Origin of the sequence: Brevibacterium album DSM 18261 (assembly GCF_000426445.1) — a bacterium.
Classification (GTDB): Bacteria; Actinomycetota; Actinomycetes; order Actinomycetales; family Brevibacteriaceae; genus Brevibacterium; species Brevibacterium album.
On sequence record NZ_AUFJ01000009.1, the window covers coordinates 212,355 to 223,006 of the forward strand.

Below are 10,652 nucleotides of genomic sequence, written 5' to 3' on the forward strand. Positions count from 1 at the left end.
CCCGCGCCTTGTCCCACAGCCCTACAAGTCCTCGCGGGTTCCGCGCGACCGGCGTCCCAGCCCGCGCCTTACCTCACGGCCTTATAGGTTCCAGGGCCCGAACACGGTCTCTGCGTTGGCCGTCACCTGCTCGCACAGGTCAGCGAGCTCCTCACCCCGGACCTCGGCCAGTTTCCGGGCCGTGACCGCAGTGAGATAAGGGCCGCCCGGCCGGCCTCGGTGCGGATGCGGGGTGAGGAACGGCGCGTCCGTCTCCGTGAGCAGCAGCTCGGGCGGCACGAGCGCGGCGGCCTCGCGCAGACCGGAAGCGTTCTTGAACGTGATGTTGCCGGCGAACGACATGAAGTAGCCGCGCTCCGCGCATTCCCGCGCGAGCGCCGCGTCGCCGGAGAAGCAGTGGAAGACGGTGCGCTCGGGGGCGCCGGCATCGCGGAGCACGCGCAGGACGTCGGCGTGCGCCTCGCGGTCGTGGATCTCGAGGGCGAGCCCCAGGCGCTTGGCGATCTCGATGTGCGCACGGAAGGACTCCTCCTGCCATACGCGGGCCCGCTCGGCGGGCACGGCCACGCCGTTCACCTGGGCCTCATCCAGACGGAACCAGTCGAGGCCGGTCTCCCCCACGACGCGCATGCGCTCGGACCGGCACAGCTGCTCGATCTCCGTGAGCGAGTCCTCGAGCACGCCCGCCGCCGCCAGCCGCGGCGCCTCGTTGGGGTGGATCGCCGCCCCGCCGAGCATCCAGTCGCGACCCGAGGCGGCCTCGGCGGCGACGATCTCCGCCGTCCACCGGGCCGCGCCCATCTCGCACCCGATCTGGACGATCCGGGTCACGCCCGCGGCCTGCGCGGTGTCGTGGAAGAACGACAGCGGCGGGAAGGACTCGTCCTCGGCCGGGACCACCTCGGGCGCGGGCTCGCCGGCCCTGAGCGGACCGCGTGCACCCACGCAGATGTCGAGGTGCGTGTGGGTGTCCACGACCGGGAACGGCAGCGCCTCGGGAACCGGCGGGTACTCTCCGGCGGCACGGGAGCCCATCAGGCCCGGACCGCTTCCGCGGGCGCGTCCTCCACGTGCTTGGGGAAGACCGGCTCCGGAGCGGGCAGCTGCGTACCCGCCGCCACGGGCGATTCGAGAGCCGCGAAGGTGCGTGCATCCTCGGCGACGGCCAGCTGATCGAGGATCCGCGAGGCGGACTCCGGCATGACCGGCTGCACGAGGAGCGTGACCCGGCGGACGACGTCGAGCGTCACGGCCAGGACCGTCGCCATGCGCGCGGGATCCGTCTTCTTCAGCTTCCACGGCTCCTGGGCGCTGAAGTAGCGGTTGGCTGCGGAGAGCACCTTCCAGGCCGCTTCGAGATAGAGGTGCAGGCTCTGGACCTCGACGTGCCTCCGGGCGGTCCCATGGAGAGCGCGCGCGGCGGCGAGCAGCTCCTCGTCCTCCGCGGTGAGGTCCGCGAGCTCCGGCATGATGCCGTCGAGGTTCTTCCGCACCATCGACAGCGAGCGCTGGGCCAGGTTGCCGTACTCATTGGCGAGGTCCGCGTTCTTGCGGGTGATGATGCCCTCGGCGGAGTATGAGCCGTCCTGGCCGTAGGGGATCTCGCGCAGCACGAAGTAGCGGACGGTGTCGAGGCCGAAGGAGTCCACGAGGTCGTAGGGATCCACGACATTGCCCACGGACTTCGACATCTTCTCGCCGCGGTTGAACAGGAAGCCGTGGGCGTGCACGCGCCCGGGCAGCTCGATGCCGGCGCTCATGAGGAAGGCCGGCCAGTACACGGCGTGGAAGCGCAGGATGTCCTTGCCGATGATGTGGACGTCCGCCGGCCACAGCTGGGCGAACCGCTCCGAGCCGACGTCCGGGAAGCCCGCGCCCGTGAGGTAGTTGGTGAGCGCATCCACCCACACGTACATGACATGGCGCTCATCGCCGGGCACGGGGACGCCCCAGTCGAAGGTGGTGCGGGAGATCGAGAGGTCCTTGAGCCCCGAGGCCACGAAGGAGGCGACCTCGTTGCGGCGCGCGTCCGGGCCCACGAACTCCGGGTGCTCGCGATAGAGCTCCAGCAGCGGCTCCTGGTACCGGGACAGGCGGAAGAAGTAGGACTCCTCCTCCGTCCACTCGACGGGCGTGCCGGTGCTGAGGGAGTACCGGACGCCGTCCTCCCGGACCTCGGTCTCCTCCTCCTGGTAGTAGGCCTCGTCGCGCACGGAGTACCAGCCGGAGTAGGAGTCGAGGTAGATGTCCCCGGCTTCCTCCATGCGCTGCCAGATCGCCTGGCAGGCCGCGTGGTGATCCGCATCCGTGGTGCGGATGAAGCGGTCGTAGGAGGAGCCGAGGAAGTCCTGCAGCGCGCGGAAGGCCGCGGCGTTGCGGTCGGCGAGCTGGCGGGCTGTGATGCCCTCCTTCTCCGCCGTCTGCTGCATCTTCAGGCCGTGCTCGTCCGTGCCCGTCATGAAGTAGACGTCCTCGCCGTCGAGCCGGTGGAAGCGGGCCATCGTGTCCGCCGCGATGTATTCGTAGGCGTGGCCGATATGGGGGGTGCCGTTGGGGTACGCGATCGCGGTGGTGATGTAGAACGTCATAGTGCCGCTCAGTCTAGCGATGCGCACACGACGGCACGCACGCGCGCCGTCCCATACGCTCGCCCCGTGCACCGGTGCCGTCCCACCCGTTCGTCTCCACACGCATTCGCACCTCCCCACCCGAAATGCCGCCGGACGCCACGACGCATCGGTGCGGCCAGCGGCACGAGGGGTGGCTGACGCTCAATGCGGGGTGGCCGGCGCTCACTTCTGCCGGAGATAGGCCTCGTAGACCTCGCGCGTGCGCAGTCCGTGCGCGGCGGCCACCTCGGCGGCCGCCTGCTTGGCCCGCTCCCCCGCCTCGACGCGGGCTGCGACCTCACCGGAGACGGCCTCGGGCGCGGGGGCGGGCTGCGGCGCACCGGGTGCCACGACGAGGCAGATCTCACCGCGCAGTCCTTCGGCGGCAGTCTCGGCAAGCTCGCCGAGGGTGCCGCGGAGCACCTCCTCGTAGGTCTTCGTGAGTTCACGGCAGAGGACGGCCTCGCGGTCGGCGCCCATGCCCTCGGCGAGATCGCGCAGCGCCTCGGCGATGCGGTGGGGACTCTCGTAGAACACGAGGGTCCGCTGCTCCCCGGCCAGCGCTGCGGCGAGCCGGCGCCGCTCCCCCGCCTTGCGCGGGAGGAAGCCCTCGAAGGCCCAGCGGTCGCTCGGGAGGCCGGACACCGCCAGTGCCGTCACCGCGGCCGAGGCGCCGGGCACGCTCGTCACGGCGAGTCCCCTCCCGGCTACCTCCCGCACGACGCGGTAGCCGGGATCGGAGACGGCCGGCATGCCCGCGTCCGTGAGGAGGACGACGGTGCGACCGGCGGCCACATGATCCGCGAGCTCGGGGGCGCGGGCGGCCTCATTGTGGTCGAACAGGCTGAGCACCGTCGCCTGCGTGCGCAGCCCGAGGCGCTCGCACAGGGCGTGGAAGCGGCGAGTGTCCTCGGCGGCGATGACGTCCGCGGACTCGATGGCGCTGCGCATGCGCGGGCTCGCATCGTCGGCGTTCCCGATGGGCGTGCCGACGAGCACGAGCGCACCGCCCTCGGCGGTCCTGTCTGCGGCCACCCCGCTCAGGCCCCGGCCGCGGCGAGGGAGCCCGCCCCCAGGAAGATGAAGAGCACGATCATGAGGCCGAAGTACAGGAGCCAGCCGATGGTGACCACATAGCCGATGATGAGGCCCGTGAGCGCCATGCCCCCGCCCTGCTCGCCGGTCCGGGCGATCTGGCTGCGCGCGATGTGCCCGCAGATGATGCCGGCGAGGGCGGAGATGCCCGTGAAGAGACCCGCGAGGCCGCACACGAGGGCGACGATCGCCATGGCGTTGGTGGGGCGGTAGGCCGGGGGCTGCCCGTAGCCGCCGTACCCGGCGGCGCCGTAGGTGGATGCCCCGTAGGCGGCGGCGCCATAGGGGTCGATGCCCTGGCCCGCCGCGGGGTACGACTGCGGTGCGGAGGCGCCGTAGGCGGGCAGGCCGTAGCCGGAGCCCTGCCCCGCCGGGGAGGAGCCGTAGGGGGCCGAGCCGTAGGGGTCGGAGCCGTACGCAGCGGAGCCGGAGGCGCCTGCGCCGAATGGGCCCGGGCCATAGGGGCCGCCCGAGGGGAGGCTCTCCTCCGGCGCGGGGATCATATGGGAGGACCCCGAGGTCTCGGCACCGGTGTCGAACGGGCTGCTGCTGGAGAGCTCTCCCCTGCCGTAGACGAGAGTCGGCTCCTCCGGGCTCACACCGAAGACACGGGTCGGCTCCTCCGAACCCGCACCGTAGACGGGGTGCGAGTGATCCGGCCCGGAGCCGTAGGACCCGGAGCCGCCCTGCGGATCATAGGGATCGCGTCCGCCTGTGCTCATGCTGGTCTCCTCCCGCCGGTCCGGCCCCCGCGCACCGGGGCCCGCGCTCACAGCACGTCAAGGCTACTGCGCCCGAGGCTCCCCGGTACAGCCGGACCCGCAAGTACACTGGCGCCTGTGACTGCCCCCACCGCCGATCCGACTGCCGCGACGTCCTCTGCCGCGGACCCGCGCACGCGTCGCGGCCGTGCGCGTGCGGCAGCCCCCGGCACCGTCGTCCTGGGCCTGAGCGTCCGGACCTGGGGGTGGCTGCTGCCCGCGCTCATCGCCGCGGTGGGCGGAGTCCTCCGCTTCTTCCGGCTCGGCACTCCCGGCACCCTCATCTTCGACGAGACGTACTACGTCAAGGAGGGCTGGTCGCTCGCGAACTTCGGCTACGAGCGGAGCTGGCCGGACGAGCCCAATCCGGCGTTCGAGGCCGGCGACCCCTGGGTCGTGCTCGGCGAGGGCGATTTCGTGGTGCACCCGCCCCTGGGCAAATGGCTGATCGGCTGGGGCATCGAGCTGTTCGGGCAGGCGAACACGTTCGGTTGGCGGTTCTCCGCAGCGCTCGTGGGCACGCTGTCCATCCTCATGCTGGGCGTCATCGCGTGGAAGCTGCTGGGCTCCGTCTGGCTGGGTGCGATCGCGGCCCTGCTCCTGGCCGTGGACGGCGAACACCTCGTGCACTCGCGCACCTCCCTGCTGGACATCTTCGTCATGTTCTTCGTCCTCGCGGGGTTCGGCCTGCTCGTGGCCGACCGCCTGCAGACCCGGGGCCGGATCGACCGGGCGCTGACGGCGGCGGGGGCCGGCGCCTCGGCGGCAGACCTGCGCTCGCATCTGCGCGCCCGCGCGCCCTGGCTCACGCCCGAGGCCTGGGGCCCCTCCCTGGGCATGCGCCCCTACCGGCTTGCCGCGGGGCTGGCGCTGGGCTGTGCGATGGGCGTGAAGTGGTCGGGGCTGTACGCCCTCGCGGTGTTCGGCCTCATGACCGTGATCTGGGACTGGGGGCACCGCCGCCGCATGGGCGTGCGGCATCCGTGGCGTGCGGCGCTGCTCAAGGACGCGGTTCCCGCCTTCTGCTCCCTCGTGCCCGTCGCGTTCGCCGTCTACGTGGTCTCGTGGACGGGATGGATCGTCAATCGGGGCGGCTACTACCGCGACTGGGCGGAGCAGAACTCCGGCTGGTGGGACTTCCTGCCCGATTGGCTCGTGAGCCTCGCCCGCTATCACAAGGCGGCCTATGACTTCCACGTGGGCCTCGACTCCGAGCACACCTACATGTCGAATCCGTGGGGCTGGATCGTGCAGTGGCGGCCCACGAGCTTCTACTACAAGACCGCCGAGGCCGGGGGGCAGGGCTGCGCGGTCGACCAGTGCTCCTCGGCGATCACCTCGGTGGGCAATCCCGTGGTGTGGGGGCTCGCGCCGCTGGCGGTCCTCGTGCTGCTGTTCGCGTGGGCCGTGCGCCGGGACTGGCGGGCCGAGGCCGTGCTCGCAGGGCTGCTCGCGACCTGGGCGCCGTGGTTCATGTACCAGGAGCGGACGATCTTCACGTTCTACACCATCGTCATGGTGCCCTTCGTGGTCCTGGGGCTCACGTATGCGCTCGGTCTGCTGTGGGGCAGGCAGCCCGGCGCCGAGGCGGGATCCCCGCGGCCCGAGGGCACCCTGGTGCTGCGCCGGACGGTGGTGGGGCTCGTGCTCGCCGGAGCGATCATGGCCTTCGCGTTCTTCTGGCCGGTGTGGACGGCCACCTGGATCCCGCGCGAGGCCTGGGAGATCCGGATGTGGAACCCCACCTGGATCTGAGGCCCAGCCCCGGGTGGGTGGCTCGATGGCGTGCATCGGTGCGGCGACTCACAGCAGCATCGTCTCAATCGGGACCGCTTCGCCGAGAGTGCGAGCTTCCAGATCGGGCCGGATCGACCGGTCGGGCAGAGGCGCCGATTCAGCCTCGGCGGCCTCCGGGGCCCTCGTGGCCGAGCGCCTTGCCCGCGGCACGCCGGGCCTGCCTGATCCTGTCGTCGTAGCGCCCCTTGGTCGCGCGGCGGGCAGCGACCTCCGCCCCGTCCAGCACGGAGCGTCCCTGCGGTCCGCGCAGGAGGCGGAAGAGCATCCACACGATACGGCCGAACTTCATGGCGGAGATCCTTTCGCGGAGCAGAGCTGCGGGGGCGATTCTACGGGGCCGGCCTGCGTGCTCCCTCACAGAGCCGCACGCGCCGAGAGCTGCACGCGTCCTGAGCTGCGCGCACCCAGAGCTATACGCGCCCCGTGGGGGAGCGGGCGCACAGGGTGGGCACGCGCCGTTCCCACGGGTAGGTTCGGAGCATGACCACAGCTCACATCATCGGGGCGGGCATCGCCGGTCTCGCGCTGGCGGCGGCGCTGCCGCGCGGCTGGGAGGTGCACCTGCACGAGGCGGACTGGGATCCGAGGGCGGTGCCCACGCTGTTCGGCCTCCAGGCCGGCGGTCTGCGGGCGCTCGCGCGGCTGGGCCTGGAGCAGGAGGTGCGCCGACGCGCCGTCAGGGTCGCAGAGGGCCGGCTCAGCGATGCCCGCGGCCGCACGCTCGCGCACATGCAGATGCGCGAGGTCGACATCCCCCTCGTCCCCCGCACGGAGCTGCGCGACCTCCTACGTGGGGCCCTGCCCGCGTCCGTGCGGGTGCACCGCCATCGAGTCCACTCCGCGCGCGGTCTCGAGGCCGACCTCGTCGTCGGTGCCGACGGGGTGCACAGCCGTGTCCGCCGCGATTTCTGGGGACCTGCCTCGGCCGCCCGCAGGCTCCCCGTCACCGTGATCCGCGGCGTCATCGACGAGGATCCCGTGGGCGGCAGGTTCCAGGAGGTGTGGCGGGCGGACGGGCTCTTCGGGATCACACCGCGGCCCGGCGGCGGGATCAACTGGTTCGCAACGGTGCCCGCACAGCGCTTCTCCGGCAGAGAGGAGGCCCTGGCGCATCTCCGCCGGCGCTGGGAGGGCTGGGCCGAGGACCCCCAGCGCGTCCTGGCCCACGCGCGCGAGGCCGACACCCTCGTCAACGACCTCTGGGAGTCGCGCTGGCCCGGCCGCCTCGTGCGCACCATGCCCCGGGCCGCAGAGGCCGAGGCCGTCCCCCTCGCCGCAGGTGATCAGGCCGCAGAGGTCCGGGGTGGGGCGGATGTCTCCGGGGCCGGGCTGGGTGCTCCTCCGGCGGGAGCGCTCGGAGCTCCCGGCCCGCGGTACGCCGTGCTCATCGGGGACGCCGCTCATGCGATGGCGCCCAATCTGGGCCGGGGCGCCAACGAGTCCCTCGTCGACGCCGCCGCCCTGAGCCGTCTTCTGGAGACTCATCCCCTGCCGCAGGCGCTGCGGAGGTACGAGGCCGCCCGGCTCGTGCGGCCCCAGGCGGTCCGCCGCGCCTCCCGCGCCGTCCTGGGCGTGGCGACGACGCGGCACGACCGTCTGCGCGACCGGCTCCTCGGCCTCCTGCCCAACGGCCCCGGCGCACCCTGACAGCCCCACACTCCCCACTCCCCACTCCCCGATCCCCGCCGGGTGAGCACTTCATGTCGGCTCCGACGGCGGAATCCGACAGGAAGCGCTCACATGAAGAGATGGTGGCGGATCGGGGACAGTGCAGATGAGGGAGCCTCTAGTCGTCCTCGGCACATCCGGCAGATGAACAGCCGGTGACAACACCCGATCCTTGCGCATACGCCGCCCTCCGTTCACCTGCGCGCAACCATGCGCGGCCTACCGTGGCCGCCTATGACGACCTCGACCACACCCCCCGGACTCCGCGGCGGAGCACAGCCCGGCGCCGCCCGCCCCACGGCGGTCGCGATCATCCCGGCCCGCGGCGGCTCCAAGGGGATCCCGCTCAAGAACCTGCAGAAGGTGGCCGGCCGCACCCTGCTGGCCCGCGCGATCGACGCCGCCCACGGCGCCCGGCACATCGACCGGGTCCTCGTCTCGACCGATCACGAGGGCATCGCCGCCGAGGCCCGAGCCGCCGGCGCACAGGTGATCCACCGGCCTGCGGAGATCGCGGGGGACCACGCGAGCAGCGAGTCCGCCCTCCTCCACGCACTGCACGCCCTGAGCACCGCTGAGACCCCCGGCACCGCAGTCCCGAACGCCGCCGCTCCAGGCACAGTGAGTGGCCCGGGCACAGCGAACGCGGGGAGCACAGAGTCCGCTGGCCTCCCCGCCGTCACGGTCTTCCTCCAGTGCACCTCGCCGTTCATCGACCCCGCCGCCCTCGACAGCGCAATCGCGCAGGTGGCGGACGACCGCGCGGACGTCGTCTTCTCCGCCGTCGAGGACCATTCCTTCCTCTGGAAACTGGGACCGGACGCACGTGCGCAGGCCGTGGGCCACGAGGCCTCCTTCCGCCCCCGCCGCCAGGACCGCGAGCCCCATTTCAACGAGACGGGCGCCTTCTACGTCATGGACACGCGGGGATTCCTGGAGAGCGGCCACCGCTTCTTCGGCCGCATCGGCATCGAGGAGGTGCCCGCGGAGCACGCCAGGGAGATCGACTCCATGAGCGATCTCAGCCTGGTCCGCGCGCTCGCTGAGGGACAGGAGCCGCCCTCGCACCTCGACGTCGACGCCCTCGTCACGGACTTCGACGGGGTCCACACCGACGATTCCGCGTTCGTCTCCGAGGACGGCCGCGAGGAGGTCCGCGTGCACCGCGGCGACGGCATGGGCGTGGGTCGCCTCGTGAATGCGGGCTTCCCCGTCCTCATCCTCTCCAAAGAGCGCAACCCCGTCGTCACCCGCCGCGCGGAGAAGCTGCGGACCGAGGTGCTCCAGGGCATCGACGATAAGGCCTCCGCCCTCGAAGGCTGGTGTGCCGCCCGCGGCCTGGACCCCGCCCGCGTTGCCTATGTGGGCAACGACCTCAACGATCTGCCCGCTTTCGGCGTGGTGGGCTGGCCCATCGCGGTCGCCGATGCCCACCCGGCCGTGCGCACCGCCGCCCGTCTCGTCCTCACCCGCGAGGGCGGGCACGGCGCAGTGCGAGAGGTCTGCGACCTCATCCCCGATTCCGTCCTGCAGGCCGCGCCCGAGGCCGCCGCGGGCCGCCGCGAAGGCAGCCCCGGGCACATGCCTCGGCGGCCCGTCCCGCAGTCCGACCACCGATCCGTCCCGCTGCCCACGGCAGCTCTGACCCCCTCTGCACGCAATCTCAAGGAGTTCGCATGAGCCAGACGCTCGCTTCCACCGCAGTCCTCGCCTTCGCGCCCGTGTCCGCCGCAGAGCCGGCCACCGCGCAGGCCGCGCAGCAGACCGCCGCGAGCACCCCCGGCGCGCAGACCGTCCTCCGGCCGGCGCTGGCCCTCGACCGGATGCCGGCCGCCTCCCCCGCCCCCGTCGCCATCGGCGATCTGCGGGTGGGTCCGGGCGAGCCCGTCTACATGATCGGCGAGATCGGCATCAACCACAACGGCGATGTCGAGATCGCCAAGCGGCTCATGGACGTGGCCGCAGAGGCCGGCGCCCAGGCCGTGAAGTTCCAGAAGCGCAACCCGGACGTCGCGGTGCCCGAGGCCCAGAAGTCCAAGATGCGCGAGACCCCCTGGGGCACCATGACCTACCTCGAGTACAAGTACCGCGTGGAGTTCGAGCGCGAGCAGTACCGGGAGATCGACGCGCACGCGCAGAAGCTCGGCCTGCAGTGGTTCGCCTCGCCGTGGGACGTCGATTCGGTCGAGTTCCTCGAGACGGAGTTCGACGCCCTCACCTACAAGATCGCCTCGGCCTCGCTCACGGACTTCGAGCTGCTGCGCGCCGTCGCCGCGACGGGCAAGCCCGTGCTGTGCTCCTCGGGCATGGCCGACTGGGCGATCCTGGACGCCGCGGTGGAGGTCTTCGACCAGGACAGGCTCGTCCTCATGCACGCGGCCTCGACCTACCCGCTGCCGCCGGAGGAGGCCGGCCTGCTGGCGATCCCGGCGATGCGCGAGCGCTACGGTGTCCCGGTGGGCTACTCCGGTCACGAGATCGGCACGGAGATCTCGCTTGCGGCCGTCGCCCTGGGCGCGGTGACGGTGGAGCGCCACATCACCCTCGACACGAACATGTGGGGCTCGGACCAGTCCGCCTCGATGGAGCCGGAGGAGTTCATCGCGCTCTGCCGCGGCGTGCGGGTGATCGAGCGCGCCCTGGGCGACGGCGAGAAGCGCATCATGCCGGGTGAGGAGTCGAAGATCGCCTCCCTGCGCAAGTGAGCCGGCGCCCGGCAGGA

At 72.0% G+C, this 10,652-nt stretch carries 9 protein-coding genes; 4 read left to right on the forward strand and 5 right to left on the reverse strand.

Features of this window, described 5'->3' with window-relative positions; genetic code table 11:
• Nucleotides 1-81: 81 nt before the first annotated feature.
• From K318_RS0101070 to K318_RS25695, 4 genes are all read right to left on the reverse strand, one after another.
• Nucleotides 82-1,035, reverse strand: coding sequence for a TatD family hydrolase (locus K318_RS0101070; protein ID WP_035280142.1), 954 nt, complete (start codon nucleotides 1,033-1,035; stop codon nucleotides 82-84).
• On the reverse strand, nucleotides 1,035-2,588 hold the full coding sequence (gene metG / locus K318_RS0101075; protein WP_029088101.1) for a methionine--tRNA ligase: 1,554 nt from the start codon (nucleotides 2,586-2,588) through the stop codon (nucleotides 1,035-1,037). Before metG ends, K318_RS0101070 begins: the two co-directional genes overlap by 1 nt.
• A gap of 204 nt (nucleotides 2,589-2,792) precedes the next feature.
• A complete protein-coding gene (gene rsmI, locus K318_RS0101080; RefSeq protein ID WP_029088102.1) occupies nucleotides 2,793-3,644 on the reverse strand; it encodes a 16S rRNA (cytidine(1402)-2'-O)-methyltransferase in 852 nt (283 codons plus the stop codon).
• A gap of 5 nt (nucleotides 3,645-3,649) precedes the next feature.
• Entirely contained in the window at nucleotides 3,650-4,426 is a 777-nt protein-coding gene (locus K318_RS25695) for a DUF4190 domain-containing protein (RefSeq protein ID WP_051297305.1), read from the reverse strand.
• Nucleotides 4,427-4,543: 117 nt separating this feature from the next.
• Here K318_RS25695 and K318_RS0101090 point away from each other — a divergent pair, with 117 nt between their 5' ends.
• The gene (locus K318_RS0101090) at nucleotides 4,544-6,220 is read left to right on the forward strand and encodes a dolichyl-phosphate-mannose--protein mannosyltransferase (protein ID WP_245579751.1); all 1,677 of its coding nucleotides are present in this window, start codon (nucleotides 4,544-4,546) and stop codon (nucleotides 6,218-6,220) included.
• Between the two features lie 139 nt (nucleotides 6,221-6,359).
• Here the strand turns inward: K318_RS0101090 and K318_RS0101095 are convergent, their stop codons facing one another.
• Complete coding sequence (locus tag K318_RS0101095; protein WP_029088104.1) at nucleotides 6,360-6,551, reverse strand: antitoxin; 192 nt, start codon at nucleotides 6,549-6,551, stop codon at nucleotides 6,360-6,362.
• A 191-nt stretch (nucleotides 6,552-6,742) separates the two neighbouring features.
• Here K318_RS0101095 and K318_RS25160 point away from each other — a divergent pair, with 191 nt between their 5' ends.
• The 3 genes from K318_RS25160 (at nucleotide 6,743) to K318_RS0101110 (ending at nucleotide 10,635) form a co-directional block, all read left to right on the forward strand.
• A complete protein-coding gene (locus tag K318_RS25160) occupies nucleotides 6,743-7,909 on the forward strand; it encodes an FAD-dependent monooxygenase (protein ID WP_051297306.1) in 1,167 nt (388 codons plus the stop codon).
• Between the two features lie 255 nt (nucleotides 7,910-8,164).
• Nucleotides 8,165-9,610, forward strand: coding sequence for an acylneuraminate cytidylyltransferase (locus tag K318_RS18475; protein ID WP_084499479.1), 1,446 nt, complete (start codon nucleotides 8,165-8,167; stop codon nucleotides 9,608-9,610).
• A gap of 143 nt (nucleotides 9,611-9,753) precedes the next feature.
• Nucleotides 9,754-10,635, forward strand: coding sequence for an N-acetylneuraminate synthase family protein (locus K318_RS0101110; protein ID WP_029088105.1), 882 nt, complete (start codon nucleotides 9,754-9,756; stop codon nucleotides 10,633-10,635).
• Nucleotides 10,636-10,652 lie beyond the last annotated feature (17 nt).